Source organism: Clostridium sp. C2-6-12, assembly GCF_009928485.1.
In the GTDB taxonomy this organism is placed as follows: domain Bacteria; phylum Bacillota; class Clostridia; order Clostridiales; family Clostridiaceae; genus Clostridium.
This window is the reverse complement of the sequence record NZ_JAABNP010000014.1, coordinates 115,438-129,177: the sequence shown is the minus strand read 5'-3', so window position 1 is coordinate 129,177 and position 13,740 is coordinate 115,438. Positions and strand designations below refer to the sequence as shown.

Genomic DNA, 13,740 nt, shown 5'->3' with positions numbered 1-13,740 from the left:
CTATTTATACAGTTTTTATTACTGCCTTTGCCTACTAAAATTATACTCTAACTCTTTCCAATATAAATTAGAATTATTTCAACATAATTTTACAGCCACCCCATCACCATCAAACCTATATCCATATAGCTCACAATCACAAATCATAGACCCATTTGAAGAAAGGCAATAATCTTTTCCCTTATATTCTATCCACCCTGTCTTCATAGCTCCAGTTTCATCAAAGTAATACCATTTATCTTCTATTTTCTGCCATCCAGTTTTCATAGCTCCATCTTCAGAATCGCCAAGATAATACCACTTATTATTTTGAAATAACCATCCTGTTTTCATGACACCATCATCATTGCCGCCTAAATAGTACCAATCTTCTCCACTCTTCTTCCAATTATAAAGCATCCAACCATTTGAATCGAATAAATACCAAGAACCATTTATCTTTTCCCAACCCTCTTTAGTGTAGGAACCATCTTCATGCTCATACCACCACTTGCCATCTTTAATAAGCCATTGTCCATTTATAGTAAAACCTACTGAAAGCTTGTCCTTAAAATCATACCATCTTGCCCAATTGTTGAAGCTGAGACTATTAGGACAATTTTTTCTACTTGCATCATAGTGCCTAACTACATTATCAATTCCAATATTATATTTATCCATTAAATATTTTACTAACTCTAAAGTATGACTAACAACAATTTCAGATAAACTTCCATTTGATTCTAAGCACATTTCTATACCAAGAGAATTTCCATTAGTAATATCATATTTTCCCTTGCCGTCTCCACAGTGCCAGGAGTAATAATTATCAGTGTCTATGATCTGAATTATCTCATTACAATCAACAAAAAAATCTGCTGATGCATTTCTATTTCCACCTGCAAAATAGTCCCTTTCATTTTGAGCTGTTGCTCCGGGATCACCAGTATCATGAATCACTATATAAATAGGTTTTAAAATCCTTAAAGTTTTATTATAGTCAATGAATTTCTCTTTAATATCAGTCATAACTAACCCCCTTCAATAATTGTAAATTGTACATTGTTAATTTATTTTAACCTTTCCACCCTAATAATCGCTTTTCCAAATCATCATAATCATATTCCCTGCCTTTAAAATTATTAAATCTAAGGTTTGGTTTTTCTTTTAAACTCTGAAATTCCATTTCCTCATAAGTTTTAGGATAGCCTTCCCTAATCCAATTTTTAAGTATTCCACTAATATAGCAAATATCAGCTTTATTTCTTTTAAGTGCTGCATTTATTGCCATTTTCACATATACCTCTTCATGAATTCCTAAAACCTCTATTAACCAATTTAAATTTAAGCCTTTAATATTTACTTTAGTATCTTCTAGATATTTTATTATCTCCAGAGCTTGTACATTCACATCTTCTTTAAGTTTAGAATCTTCCTTTAAATCTATATTAACCTCATCTTGAGACTTAGTTTCAGTTTCTTTTGTAATTTTTGCTTTGCTTGCTTTTTCATTTAGCTTATCTATTATTTCTCTCTCTTCTTTATCTAAGTTCTTATTCTTTTTCTTAATATCTCTTTCTCTATTCTCTCTCTGTAGCGTTACATTAGCGTTACATTTTTTTGAGTCGCTAATAGCTTCTTGTTTTGCTTCATTAGAATGCCCATTATTACTAGTTTTTTTGCCGCCTCCTATATCTTTATTTTCCACTAGCTTACTTTCTATTTTCTTTTTTTCTCTAAAATTCTTAACTCTTCCTCTTGTTTGTTCTCTTAATTTTTTCATCCCCTCAACATTTTGATGTTTTTCCCAATTAGTTATTTTAATTATGTTATTTTCATAAATTTCAATCATCTTAAAATCTTCAAATATTTTTAATACTTTCTCAATAATAGGTAAAGGTCTATTAAATATTATAGAAAGCATTTCATTAGTGTAAGGTACATCTTCTTTTAAATATATTAGTCCATTGTCATTTACTTTCCCTGCCTGAAGTAATAATCTTATCCATACATAATAAGCTGAATCTCTTATATTAACCATAGCATCAATCAATCTCATTTTTTCATCTTCACACATGCATGTTGTAAGCTTAATCCACTCTATGCCTTTCGTAAAACACACCTCCCTTTTTTCAGTTAAGAATTATGAGTTATTATTTTCATTCACACCTAAATTTTATTCCCTTAAATACACTTATCTTATTATTAATCATATTTCACCTATTATTTAATTTTTAAATCTATGAATATAACAATTATTAAAACACCTACTTTACGCTAATTCTCATAGTTTGTTAACAAATTACTTTGCAACATTCTTTGTTATCGTTTGCATTAAATTCATCTTTTTAGAAGTAATCATTAATTTTAATTTCAAACAAATCTTTAATAAACTCTAACTCTTCATAGGTAAATTGTCCTCCTCTCCCATTTAAAATACTATTTACACATGAATAAGATTTATAAAGCAGCTTTGATAATTCTTTTTGATTAGTATTCTCGTCAAATAAAAGTTCTTTAAATTTATCATATGGTTTTCTTTTTCTCTTAACACATTTCATAATTCCCCTTCTTTCTCATATAAATTTTAACGCTATGTGTCACTATCGTTAATTAAATTATATTATATTATGTTTCTCTGTCAACAACTTTATTGGAAATTTTTCCTAATTTTTATCTTGCTTTTTATATTTTCTGATTGTATACTTAACTTTAGGTAATTAGATAAGGCATAATTAAAAACACCTATTAGTATTTTGACCTGCTATTTTTTCCTATGCCTAAACATTGGAGGAATAATATGGATATTACAAGTACACTTCTTAAAGAATTAAGAATCAAGAAGAATATCACATTAGAGCAACTAGCAATTGAAATTAATGAACAATTTAATGTAAACCTAACCAGAAGCATGCTTTCGAAATGGGAGACAGGAAAATCAAGACCAGTATATGATCATTTAAAGCGTTTAGCTTTATATTATGGTGTTACTACAGATTTTCTTTTAGGCTTTGAGCAAGAGGAAGATATGATTATTAATAATATGGAAAATAGTGAAGCCGATAAAAAAGGATTACGTAATCCTAAAAAACGCAGTATCATTGAGTCTATTAATAACTTAATTGAAGATGAGGAACTTACAAACAAGGATCTTTTACTTATAAAAGATTTCATTAAACTTATAAAATCAAGAAAACACAAAAACCTTAGCAAATAAATTAAATGACATATATTTATATTTTTTCAGCAGCTCTAAAATACAATTAGCTGTTCGCCAAAAATAATAAGAATAGACCATTAAATTAACGTCTTTATCTAATGACGTTAATTTTAGGATCTGGCGAACACTTAATACCCCATTTACATACACACCTAAAATTTTATTCCCAAAATGGTTTATAAAAATCTTAATTAATCATATATTCCTTATAAAAAATAAAATATAAATTTAGGAGGAATTATATGTGGATTATGAATACATCGAAAATTTAGTCATTGCATCTAAGTCTGGCAACCAAAAAGCTAAAGAAACATTAGCTTTAGAATTTACCCCATTAATAAATTCCATATGCAGAAGAACCTTTATTTATGGATATGAACGTTCTGATATAAGGAATGAATGTTTTACTACCCTCTTTTACTGCGTCCATAAATATAAGTTAGAAGCTCATCGTTTTATTGCCTATGCTACAAATGGCATAAAAAACAATATTAATGATTTAATAAAAAAAACTGTAAAGCAAAATGGTCTAAATAATTTTTTGACATTATCTTTATATGATGATGCTTTAGATTTTCTGCCTTCAAATGAAAATAATTTAGAAGAAACTTTATGCCTTTTAAATGATTATAATGAACTTTCTTATGTTATAAATAACAAATTAAATACTGAAGAAAAACAGCTTATTTCATTTCTATTTTTTAACAAAAACACTTTAACTAGCTATGCCAATCATGAAAAGATTTCCTATGTTGCAGCAAGTAAAAGAAAGAAAAAAGTTTTAAATAAATTAAAAAATAATATTGATGGAGGTAATGATTTATGGCAATTAATGATTTAATAAGTTTAATTACTAACAATGGCTTCCCAATAGCTCTTTGTGCTTATTTACTCTTCCGTTTGGAAAAACAGCTAAATCAGCTTTCCGCTTCCATAAATAAATTAAATATAATTATTTCTACTAAATTAGGTGTCGTTATTGACACAACTTCTGACTCAAAATCTGAAGATTCTAAGTTAATGTTATAAGCATAATTATTCTAAGATCTTATTAGTAATCAATAATGTTATGTATGATTACCATAAGATAAGCAAAGTTTTTTCATATATCATAACTGCTATTTATATATTTTATGAAAAATTAAAATTTTTTTAAAAATATGGTTTATAAAAATTACACTTTACCATATATAAATTATGAAAATAAAATTTAGGAGGTTGAAACTTATGGCAGTTACAAAAAAATTAGACACTACAACTTTATGCATTGAGGTTCAAAAGGGGGTAGATAAAGCAGGCGACGCCATCTACAACAAGAAATCCTTTAATGACGTTAGGGCTGCTGCAAATGTTGAGGATGTTTATGCAGTTGCTGATGCAATCAAAGGTGTATTATCCGCTGAAACTAGAAATTATTTACTAAATGAATCCTCTGTCCTTAACAATCAATAAAAAATTATAATCATCATTAAAAATTTATTTTTGGGAGGAATAAAATTATGGAACACATTTTATCAATGAGTTTTACAACTGAAAAAGGAGCAAAAAGCAACATTAACATCAATGGTGTAAAGCCTGATCTTACTCAGGCTCAAATAAACACACTAATGAATACTATCATTCAAAAAAATATTTTCCTTACTTCAACTGGTGCCTTAGTAGGTAAAGCTGGAGCTAATATAACTCAAAGAAGCGTTACAAAAGTTGAAATGGTTTAATACCTAAGACGGGAACAGGGCTGCCTACAAAACCGCAAGTTGGTTTTGTAGGCAGCCCCATCTATGGTAAACCATATTGGAATATGCGTCATTACACTACAGATTTAAGCACAATCCCTTCCTTAAATCCCCACGTTCTTCTCTCTTCTTATATCTAGCTTTACAAACTACTATTTACTATATCCATAAGCTTTCACAAGTCCAAACAATATTTACATTCTATTTAATAAGAAATGATAAAATTATTACAAAAACTGTACTAAGTAAGGTTCCTAACAAATAATACTCAGCTGTTATTTTATTTTTAGCTATCTCATCATATCTAGCTATTGATTTCGCTGTTAATACCAATCCTATAGCAGAATATTGACCAATTACAATAAATATTAAAATAACTATTCTTTCCAAGGTACCTATAAACCTTCCAGCCATATAATCTTCCGTAAAATTTAATTCATTAGTGTTCTTCTTTGGCTTATATGCTGAAATTAAATGCGATATTGTTATATTAGCAGGTTTATGTATTGCTAATAATATAGTGATCCAATATAACATATTGATTTTTGATATTTGCACTATATCAAAAAATACTTTAAAGAAATAACATGTTGTAATCTGATAATTCTCATAGGTCAAATAGCAACTTACAACTACTATACATAAAATATGAATAACTTGCTCTAATACATATATATCTCGTTTCTCTATTGACAAAACTCCATTTTTCTTTTGCTTAAGCTTAACCATTCCAAACTTAATAAACTCTATTCCCATATGAACAGCTGACAAAACTATTCCTAATATAAACACTTCTTTCGAAAACACTAGAATAGAAATTCCTAGAAATGCTCCCCAGTATAAAATGCTGTGTAACAATATCCATTTTACTTTCGTTTCCTTTTTCTTTAGGATTTTTTCACTCTGAAAATAAAAGTCTCCAATTATATGGCCCAGTAATAGCAAAACAAAGTATTCTTTAAACATCCTTTTTTATCTCCTTCAATACATTGCCTATTGTATCCATAGCTTCTTTATATGCATAGTAATTTCCATTAATTAAACTCCTTTGAATTGTGGATTGTGCAACTTTTAATCTTTCTGCACATTTTGCTTGGCTATCATTATGTTTCATAATATCCCATATTATTTCCCTCTGCCTATCTGTCCAACTACATTTTATAACAGCTAGTAATGATAAAATTGTGTTAATCATCATTGATGCTTCACCATTATCACCATCTATTTCAATTCTAATATCTGACGAATGTGTTTTGTTTTTTCTTTCATTCTTTTTAAGATATTCAATTCCTTCTCTTGCTTTATAATACCCAGGGCCATCTGCACCTATTGCCATATCTAAATTAATCTCAGTAGATATTTGTCCAACCCCTATTCCAAAACGTATTTCTACTGGATAAATATCTCTTTGTATTTCTTCAATGATGTTCATAACATTGCTTCCATCATGTAACAATCCTTGAAACTCATCTCCCAAGGTAATTGTAAATTTTGACGAAATATCTTTGCTATATTTTTCATTAATATTATTTAATAGATTTTTCAAATCATTTTGTACAATATTTCTATCACTAAGCTTTTTAGAATTTTTTATATCCCCAATTATTGCTATATATGAATCCTTAAAAAAGAAAAAAAACATAATAAATCCTCCGTAATTTTTTCATAGCTTACTTTACACTATCCTTTTTTATATTGTACACCATTTAAATAATTCATTCAATTTTTATGCACTATTAAATGCATAAAGCAAAAAAATGCATTCTAAAATGCATTTCTCTATTATATGCATTTTAAAACACATTAATTTAAACCACTAAAATTATATCTAATTTTAGGATTTCTAATCATTCTAACTACCTCTTTATGCATTTCATTATTCTATCTTAAGTTCTAGTCTCTCGCCTATCATTAATGAAATCCACAATTTTTTCTATAAGAATATACACCCTTTACAATACAGTTTTAAGCACAATCCCTTCCTTAAATCCCCCACGTTCATCTCTCTTCTTATCCCTAGCCTTCAAAAGTTCCTCTTCACTATAACCTAAACTATCTGCTAGTCCAAATAAAACCTCCATTACATCAGCTAATTCCTCTAAATTCTTATCCTCTAAAAATTCATTGACTTCTTCTTGTAATTTAGCTTCTAAAAGTTTGTATTTTTCATCTCCAACAACAATTGATGTATCACATTCACGTCCATCTGCTTTTATTATTTCTGGGATTTTATCTCTTACCAATTTATTATATGTTTTCATTGCTCTCCCTCGTTTCATAATTTTTTATTACACTCTTATTTTACTTTTTGCTATATAATCATATCTAGCTATTAATTAAGCTAATCATTAATCCTACATACTTATTTTACATCATTTAAATAATTTATTCGAATTTTATACACTCAGAGATACATAAAATAAAAAAATTTAATGATAACTCATAAATTTATATCACTCAATTTACCATATTATTATCAACCGAATATTTGTTTGCATAAAATTCTTTTTATAAGTGAATAATTAAATTAAGACCCACTTGGAAGGAGTTTTAATATGGATTATAATAAAATAGAAGATGCAGTATTCAAAAAGGCAATGGAAATCTTCAAAGATAGCGCCTCAGAATTTTTTGACTTGGATTTAAAAATAATCGCACCAGCAGAAACAGAAATTAAGAACATTGATATAAAAACAAATGCAATGGATTATTTATTTTATACATCTAATGGTGAATACTTACATTTCGAGTTTCAAACCACCAAAAAGAAAGATGATATCTCAAGATTCTTATATTATGATGCCTCCCTTTATTACAAGAGTAAAATGAATATAAATACCATAGTGATATATTCCTCTGAAATTACTGATGTAGTAACTCATCTAAATTGTGGATCAATTAAATATAATATAAAATCGTTTTATATGAGCAAATTTGACGGGGATGAAAAATTACAAATTATAGAACATAAAGTAATAAATAATATAGCTCTAACACAACAAGATATTATGACACTAAGCTTTATACCATTAATGAGCAGTAAAAAGTCAAAAAGCGAAATTACATTACAAAGTATTGAAATAGCAAAGAATATTCAAGATAATAATGGTAAAAATAATTGTCTAATGCTACTTTATGCTTTATTCGATAAGTTTGGTGATGATGTTTCAAAGAAACGATTTAAGGAGGTTGTTAGTATGACAGAAGTAGGCAGAATGATTTATGAGGAAGGTGTAGAAAAAGGAATTGAGAAAGGCATTGAAAAAGGAACAGCCGAAATTTTAATAAAACAGCTAATAAAAAAATTTAAAATGGTACCTGAAGAATATAAAACAAAAATAAGAAATTTACCTCAAGACGTTCTAGAAATTATTGGGACCGAAATATTTGACATAAATTCACTTGATGAACTGAAAAAATATTTTTAATTTAAAATACTTTTTAACAAGATTTATAATTTTCCCAAACCAAAAAGTCTACTTGAACCTATATCCAAGTAGACTTTTTATAAAATAAATTTTATTTTAATGCTTCTTCATATAACTTATTAGCAAAATCCCAATTAACAACACTCCACCATGCTCCAACATAATCTGGTCTTCTGTTTTGGTATTTTAAGTAGTATGCATGTTCCCAAACATCTAATGTTAGTACTGGTTTCAAGCCTTCGCTAACCGGACTATCTTGATTTGCAGTAGATACAACTTCTAACTCCTTATCCTTATTAACTACTAGCCAGGCCCATCCGCTACCAAATCTTGTAGCAGCAGCTTTTGCAAAAGCTTCTTTAAAGGCATCGAAACTTCCAAACTTTGCAGTTATAGCATCTAATAGAGCTCCTTTTTCCTGTCCTCCATTTGGTGATAATAACTTCCAGAATAGAGAGTGATTAAAGTGTCCTCCTCCATTATTTCTAACAGCAGTTTTTATATCTGCTGGAATACTATCTAAATCCTTAACCAATTCTTCAACTGATTTATCTTGAAGTTCTGGATAATTTTCAAGTGCTGCATTTAAGTTATTTACATAAGTTGCATGATGTTTTGAATGATGTATTGTCATTGTAGTTTCATCTATATATGGCTCTAAAGCATTATATTTATATTCTAATTGTGGTAATTCATGTTTCATTTTCTCTACCTCCAAATATTCATTTTCTATGCTTTAATATTATCACAATTGAGAATCTTTATCAATAGCATTTGAAATAATTATTTTGAAGAAGCATTCCAAAAATTGAAATGGCTTAATCTAAAAAATCCCCTCAAATTTTCTGAGAGGGATTTTTTGATGAGATAAACAAAAATATTATGTTGTGTATATATTAATAAGTTATTCTTTGACTATGTAAAACGCGAGAGATAGAATATATAAAAAATATTCAGTCATCAAATAACTTAATTAACCTAAATTATTTATCAGGTGTTTCAACCTTTATTATATAAATTTAATTTACATAAAATTTATCTTAGTGATCTAGTTAAGGAATTAAAAGTCTTACAGCAGCTAAAGCTGTAACTCCTAAAATTACTAGATGAAACAATTTTTCATTTAATTTTTTTATTATAATAACACCTAAAAATGCTCCTGCTGCTATAGCTGGAATCATTAATCCTGTTAAATATAAGGTTTTTATAGGAATGTTATTCCAAAAGAATATTTGTAAAGGTACCTTCGTTAAATTAATCATGAAGAAAAACCAAGCTGAAGTTCCCATAAAATCATTTTTCTTAAAGCCTTTAGCTAAAAGATAAACACTAAATATAGGACCTGCTGCATTACCTATCATAGATGTAAAACCGCACAGCATACCAGTTAATGCATAAAAAATAGTATTTTGAGGTACTTTAAAATTTTCTCCTTTTTTCTCTGTATAAATTAAAATTCCTAGACAAATTAACACTGAAACGGCTATAAAGCCTTTAAACTGTTTATCATTTATGTATATTCCAACTGCAACCCCAAGTATTAATCCTACTAATGTCCAAGGTAGTAATTTTCTTATATTTTTCCATTCTGCATGTCTATTATAATAATATAATGCAAATATATCTCCTACTATAAGCATTGGTAATATTATTCCTGTAGAATCTTTTCCACCAAATACACTTGCAACTATAGGAATAGCTGGCATCATAAATGAACTTATTCCTGTCTTTGAAAAGCCTATAAAAAATGCCGCCAATATTATCCAAAGCCATTGATCTTGTAATAAATTAAATGCATGAAATATCTGCATTTCATCCCTTCTTTTCACTTCTATTATTGCCTTTATATCCTAAATATGAGGAGCTATATATGGCCCCTCATAAATTGAAATCTTTTATTTCCTAAAGATTTAAAATTTCTTTTGCATCAGCTGGTGTCGCAACTTCGTTTCCTGCAACTCTGATTATATCTGCTGCACGCTTAACTAATTGAGCATTAGATTCAGCTAATACACCATTGCTCCAGTACACATTATCTTCCATACCAACTCTTAAGTGTCCACCCATTGCTACTGCTGCAAGCATTATAGGCACATGTTGTTTTCCAATTCCAAGTGCTCCCCATGTAGAACCTTCTGGAATTAGTCCCTTTAAGTATACCAAATTTTCAACAGTTGCAGCGCTTCCACCTGCAGCACCTAAAACAAATTGATAATGAACTGGTGCTTTTAAAACACCTTTCTTTAAGTAGTACATAGAATTGTAAATCATACCAGCATCAAAAATTTCAATTTCTGGTTTTACATTATATTCTTGCATAGTCATTCCTAATTCTTCTAAGAATTTTGGATGGTTAATGAATAAGCTGTTATGCATCCAGTTCATACTTCCACAGTCATAAGAAGCAAGATCTGGTCTACATGTTTTTAAGTGAGCTTGTCTTGTCTCATCTGTTGCATTTAAATCTCCTGAAGTAGTGCAATTGATTAATATATCGCATTTTTCTCTAATTAAAGCTACAGTTTCTTCAAATTTCTTTGTATCCATAGTTCCTTTGCCTTCATCATCTCTCATATGAAGATGGCAGATAGCTGCTCCTGCTTTATAACATTCAAAAACATCCTCAGCAATTTCCTTTGGTGTCATAGGGATATTCGGATTATTTTCTTTTGTTGGCCATGCTCCTGTTGGTGCAACTGTAATAATTGTCTTTTTCATTATATTTTCCTTCTTTCTAACTTTTATATAATATAGACTTAAATCATAGTGCCTTTGTAATGAATAGGTAATGATTAATGATGAATAATTCAGGTTGAAATTACTCCGTAATTTCTTTAATTATATGTATTTTCTGAAATTCCATAGGAATTTCTTCCTCAATCATTCATCATTCATTCTTAATCATTCATCCTTTAACAATTTAAGTTTTCATAAATTTCGCAGATTTACAAAATTCAATAATTTCTATGCTATAGATAAATATTTATTTAATATAAAATTCTGAAGCTTTTAATTGATGAATTAATCTTTGATTAAATTCTTTTTGAATTTTTTCTTTTTCTTCTGGGCTATAATCATAAAAACCAGCCCCTGATTTTATTCCTAGCTTACCTTGCTCAACTTTTTCACGTAAAATTGGATTTGAACAAGTTGAATTATCCATTTCTTTTAATAAGTTATCTCCAACTATGCACCAAATATCTAGTCCACCTAAGTCAGCAACCTCTAATTGACCTGTTGTAGCATAACGGAAGGCTGGCCCAAATTTTAATGCTTTATCTATTTCAGCTGGATCTGCAATTCCTTGCTCAATAAGAGAAAATACTTCTCTAGCAACTCCTTGTTGAATACGATTTGCAACTAATCCTGGTACTGATTTTAAAACTTTACAAGTTTGTTTCTTTATTGATTTATATAATTCTTCTACTTCTTTAAAAGTTTCCTCTGGCATGTTACCGAAATAAGATAATTCAACTAAAGGCATAAGAAGTCCTGGATTATACCAATGATTAACTATCATCTTTGCTTTTCTTTCTTCACTAACCTTTACCATCATATCTTCTAAACTTAAGCTTGAAGTATTACTTGCTAGTATTGCATGCTTAGGTGTAAATTTATCTAAACTTGCAAATAATTCTATCTTTAATTCAATTTTTTCTGGTATTGCTTCAATTACATAGTCACTGTCCTTAGTGGCTTCTTCTAAATCACTGAATAAACTTACATTGTCTAAAGCTTTTTCAATTTCAGCTTCTTTAAATAAGCCACCCTCTACAAGTTCTAATAACTCTGTCTTCATTACACCCTTTACTCTTTTTAATTGTTCTTCATAAGTATCAAATAAACTTACTGAATATCCATAAAGAGCAAATGCTGATGCAATACTATGCCCCATTGTCCCTGCTCCAATTACCGAAATCTTTTTAATCATAATATTTCTACTCCTCCTATCATTAATTCCATCCTTATATATTCAACCAGTTGGATAATCTTTTCAAAAGTATTAATTATTCACTCATTATTTAAAGCAATTTTAATGCCAATTTATTTGAATCCTCCTTATTTTTTACACAATGTTTTCTAAACTCAGCTAAATAACAGCAATACCTTATAAAAAATTTTTAAGGATTTTATTTTTATTAATAACAATAAAATAATAACTTTAACTCTATTGATACAGATTTGTATTACCCTTTATCTTAAAACTATGAAGCTTATTATTATAAAGCTTATTTCTAGAATACATTTTTGTATTGCAATGATACAAAAATGTATTTTTATATAAGTTGCAATTGTTAGTTTATTATTACAACAAGAAAAACAAGAAACCACTCAATTTATGAGTGGTTTCTTTCTATTTCTTTGCATAAAATCCTATTGGTAAATACTCTTTCTTAATATAATCATTATAATCAAAATCCTTAAATCCATTATGGCTAAGAATCTCTATATAAATAATTGTATTTTCTTTGTTTGTAATTGCATAAACAAATCCCTTCTTACTTGAGTTCATTGCAAGCAATTCATAGTTAGAACTAAATCCTTCTGCTCCATAATTACCTATATAATCGTTTGATTTATAAGTTTTTAATCTATTAACTTCATTCTCATATGAACTTTCATCATATTTAACAACTAAACAACTTAAGTATTGACTATCCCAAGGGTTGTCATATACCATCTTATAATCTTCAATATTCATATTCTGTGTGATTTTGTTTGGGAAAATTGACTCATCAACTCCCATTTTATTTTTGTAAGGTTTTTTAGCATTTTCTCCAATATAACTTTGATACTCATTTATGTTTGTATTTACATCTGGGTTTGATATAAAACTACTTATACATAGATATACTACAATAAGGAATGCTATTATAGCACTAACTATAATAAATGGTATTAAACATATCCTTAAAACTGATTTAGGTTTTTCCATTAATATCTCCCCTCAAATCCTATTTCTTTTATTTTTTCATTATTATACCATATTTTTTCTTTTGTTGCCTTCTGCTTCTTGTCTTCCCTATTCATATAAGTTATCTCGTCCTCTTCTTATTAATTAAAAAACATTGCTGAAATCACCTTCATTTTGCATCCTTGTTCTAAACTATATTTTTCATCATAATAGCTATATTTTATTAGTCATTCACAGATTGTCCAACTAATATGATTTCCTAATGAAAAAAAGTTATAACCACTACAAATGTAATGTTTATAACTTTGTAATTATTTATAATTTTAACTCTCTTACAACATTCTCTAGACTAACAACTTCTTCTTGCTTATTTTTATATTCTTTGTAAAGATTCATTTCTTCTTGCGTTGGATCAATCTCTTCTATATTTAACCACTTCTTTTGTAATTCCATATGCTTCTT

At 28.3% G+C, this 13,740-nt stretch carries 18 protein-coding genes; 6 read left to right on the top strand and 12 right to left on the bottom strand.

Annotated elements, in window-relative coordinates; translation table 11 throughout:
- Nucleotides 1-78: 78 nt before the first annotated feature.
- The 3 genes from GXK56_RS28190 to GXK56_RS13580 form a co-directional block, all read right to left on the bottom strand.
- A complete protein-coding gene (locus GXK56_RS28190) occupies nt 79-1,008 on the bottom strand; it encodes an N-acetylmuramoyl-L-alanine amidase (protein WP_243156118.1) in 930 nt (309 codons plus the stop codon).
- 46 nt (nt 1,009-1,054) lie between these two features.
- On the bottom strand, nt 1,055-2,101 hold the full coding sequence (locus GXK56_RS13585) for a phage replisome organizer N-terminal domain-containing protein (protein WP_279283105.1): 1,047 nt from the start codon (nt 2,099-2,101) through the stop codon (nt 1,055-1,057).
- A 226-nt stretch (nt 2,102-2,327) separates the two neighbouring features.
- On the bottom strand, nt 2,328-2,540 hold the full coding sequence (locus GXK56_RS13580; protein ID WP_160688204.1) for a hypothetical protein: 213 nt from the start codon (nt 2,538-2,540) through the stop codon (nt 2,328-2,330).
- A 239-nt stretch (nt 2,541-2,779) separates the two neighbouring features.
- Between GXK56_RS13580 and GXK56_RS13575 the strand changes: the two genes are divergently transcribed.
- The 5 genes from GXK56_RS13575 to GXK56_RS13555 all read left to right on the top strand — a co-directional run bounded on the left by GXK56_RS13575 (nt 2,780) and on the right by GXK56_RS13555 (nt 4,917).
- Nucleotides 2,780-3,196, top strand: a complete 417-nt coding sequence (locus tag GXK56_RS13575) for a helix-turn-helix transcriptional regulator (protein ID WP_160688203.1) — start codon at nt 2,780-2,782, stop codon at nt 3,194-3,196.
- A 247-nt stretch (nt 3,197-3,443) separates the two neighbouring features.
- A complete protein-coding gene (locus tag GXK56_RS13570; RefSeq protein WP_160688202.1) occupies nt 3,444-4,040 on the top strand; it encodes a sigma-70 family RNA polymerase sigma factor in 597 nt (198 codons plus the stop codon).
- Nucleotides 4,022-4,228, top strand: coding sequence for a YvrJ family protein (locus GXK56_RS13565; RefSeq protein ID WP_160688201.1), 207 nt, complete (start codon nt 4,022-4,024; stop codon nt 4,226-4,228). The genes GXK56_RS13570 and GXK56_RS13565 overlap by 19 nt, the downstream gene beginning before the upstream one ends.
- Before the next feature lie 198 nt (nt 4,229-4,426).
- Nucleotides 4,427-4,651: a DUF1659 domain-containing protein gene (locus GXK56_RS13560; protein ID WP_160688200.1), complete on the top strand. Its 225-nt coding sequence runs from the start codon at nt 4,427-4,429 to the stop codon at nt 4,649-4,651.
- Nucleotides 4,652-4,698: 47 nt separating this feature from the next.
- Nucleotides 4,699-4,917: a DUF2922 domain-containing protein gene (locus GXK56_RS13555; RefSeq protein ID WP_160688199.1), complete on the top strand. Its 219-nt coding sequence runs from the start codon at nt 4,699-4,701 to the stop codon at nt 4,915-4,917.
- A 219-nt stretch (nt 4,918-5,136) separates the two neighbouring features.
- Here the strand turns inward: GXK56_RS13555 and GXK56_RS13550 are convergent, their stop codons facing one another.
- From GXK56_RS13550 to GXK56_RS13540, 3 genes are all read right to left on the bottom strand, one after another.
- Entirely contained in the window at nt 5,137-5,901 is a 765-nt protein-coding gene (locus tag GXK56_RS13550) for a DUF3307 domain-containing protein (RefSeq protein ID WP_160688198.1), read from the bottom strand.
- Nucleotides 5,894-6,577 (bottom strand): SatD family protein, encoded by a 684-nt coding sequence (locus GXK56_RS13545; protein ID WP_160688197.1) that lies wholly within the window; start codon nt 6,575-6,577, stop codon nt 5,894-5,896. The genes GXK56_RS13550 and GXK56_RS13545 overlap by 8 nt, the downstream gene beginning before the upstream one ends.
- A gap of 310 nt (nt 6,578-6,887) precedes the next feature.
- A complete protein-coding gene (locus GXK56_RS13540) occupies nt 6,888-7,196 on the bottom strand; it encodes a nucleoside triphosphate pyrophosphohydrolase (protein WP_160688196.1) in 309 nt (102 codons plus the stop codon).
- A gap of 294 nt (nt 7,197-7,490) precedes the next feature.
- Between GXK56_RS13540 and GXK56_RS13535 the strand changes: the two genes are divergently transcribed.
- Nucleotides 7,491-8,363 (top strand): DUF4351 domain-containing protein, encoded by an 873-nt coding sequence (locus GXK56_RS13535; RefSeq protein WP_160688195.1) that lies wholly within the window; start codon nt 7,491-7,493, stop codon nt 8,361-8,363.
- 91 nt (nt 8,364-8,454) lie between these two features.
- Here GXK56_RS13535 and GXK56_RS13530 read toward each other — a convergent pair whose 3' ends face one another.
- From GXK56_RS13530 to GXK56_RS13505, 6 genes are all read right to left on the bottom strand, one after another.
- Nucleotides 8,455-9,066: a superoxide dismutase gene (locus GXK56_RS13530; RefSeq protein WP_160688194.1), complete on the bottom strand. Its 612-nt coding sequence runs from the start codon at nt 9,064-9,066 to the stop codon at nt 8,455-8,457.
- Between the two features lie 349 nt (nt 9,067-9,415).
- Nucleotides 9,416-10,174, bottom strand: coding sequence for a sulfite exporter TauE/SafE family protein (locus tag GXK56_RS13525; protein WP_160688216.1), 759 nt, complete (start codon nt 10,172-10,174; stop codon nt 9,416-9,418).
- A gap of 91 nt (nt 10,175-10,265) precedes the next feature.
- Complete coding sequence (locus tag GXK56_RS13520) at nt 10,266-11,081, bottom strand: 3-keto-5-aminohexanoate cleavage protein (RefSeq protein ID WP_160688193.1); 816 nt, start codon at nt 11,079-11,081, stop codon at nt 10,266-10,268.
- A 265-nt stretch (nt 11,082-11,346) separates the two neighbouring features.
- Nucleotides 11,347-12,294 (bottom strand): 3-hydroxyacyl-CoA dehydrogenase NAD-binding domain-containing protein, encoded by a 948-nt coding sequence (locus GXK56_RS13515; RefSeq protein ID WP_160688192.1) that lies wholly within the window; start codon nt 12,292-12,294, stop codon nt 11,347-11,349.
- A gap of 423 nt (nt 12,295-12,717) precedes the next feature.
- A complete protein-coding gene (locus tag GXK56_RS13510) occupies nt 12,718-13,299 on the bottom strand; it encodes a hypothetical protein (protein WP_160688191.1) in 582 nt (193 codons plus the stop codon).
- A gap of 294 nt (nt 13,300-13,593) precedes the next feature.
- Nucleotides 13,594-13,731 carry a hypothetical protein gene (locus tag GXK56_RS13505; protein ID WP_160688190.1) on the bottom strand — a complete coding sequence of 46 codons (138 nt, stop codon included), beginning with the start codon at nt 13,729-13,731 and terminating at the stop codon, nt 13,594-13,596.
- Between the last annotated feature and the right edge of the window lie 9 nt (nt 13,732-13,740).

Coding starts and splice junctions, on each gene's coding strand:
- GXK56_RS13515 (WP_160688192.1), bottom strand. CDS start 12,294: ATGATTAAAAAGATTTCGGTAATTGGAGCAGGGACAATGGGGCATAGT.
- GXK56_RS13525 (WP_160688216.1), bottom strand. CDS start 10,174: ATGCAGATATTTCATGCATTTAATTTATTACAAGATCAATGGCTTTGG.
- GXK56_RS28190 (WP_243156118.1), bottom strand. CDS start 1,008: ATGACTGATATTAAAGAGAAATTCATTGACTATAATAAAACTTTAAGG.
- GXK56_RS13540 (WP_160688196.1), bottom strand. CDS start 7,196: ATGAAAACATATAATAAATTGGTAAGAGATAAAATCCCAGAAATAATA.
- GXK56_RS13530 (WP_160688194.1), bottom strand. CDS start 9,066: ATGAAACATGAATTACCACAATTAGAATATAAATATAATGCTTTAGAG.
- GXK56_RS13575 (WP_160688203.1), top strand. CDS start 2,780: ATGGATATTACAAGTACACTTCTTAAAGAATTAAGAATCAAGAAGAAT.
- GXK56_RS13545 (WP_160688197.1), bottom strand. CDS start 6,577: ATGTTTTTTTTCTTTTTTAAGGATTCATATATAGCAATAATTGGGGAT.
- GXK56_RS13520 (WP_160688193.1), bottom strand. CDS start 11,081: ATGAAAAAGACAATTATTACAGTTGCACCAACAGGAGCATGGCCAACA.
- GXK56_RS13555 (WP_160688199.1), top strand. CDS start 4,699: ATGGAACACATTTTATCAATGAGTTTTACAACTGAAAAAGGAGCAAAA.
- GXK56_RS13550 (WP_160688198.1), bottom strand. CDS start 5,901: ATGTTTAAAGAATACTTTGTTTTGCTATTACTGGGCCATATAATTGGA.
- GXK56_RS13510 (WP_160688191.1), bottom strand. CDS start 13,299: ATGGAAAAACCTAAATCAGTTTTAAGGATATGTTTAATACCATTTATT.
- GXK56_RS13580 (WP_160688204.1), bottom strand. CDS start 2,540: ATGAAATGTGTTAAGAGAAAAAGAAAACCATATGATAAATTTAAAGAA.
- GXK56_RS13535 (WP_160688195.1), top strand. CDS start 7,491: ATGGATTATAATAAAATAGAAGATGCAGTATTCAAAAAGGCAATGGAA.
- GXK56_RS13565 (WP_160688201.1), top strand. CDS start 4,022: ATGGCAATTAATGATTTAATAAGTTTAATTACTAACAATGGCTTCCCA.
- GXK56_RS13505 (WP_160688190.1), bottom strand. CDS start 13,731: ATGGAATTACAAAAGAAGTGGTTAAATATAGAAGAGATTGATCCAACG.
- GXK56_RS13560 (WP_160688200.1), top strand. CDS start 4,427: ATGGCAGTTACAAAAAAATTAGACACTACAACTTTATGCATTGAGGTT.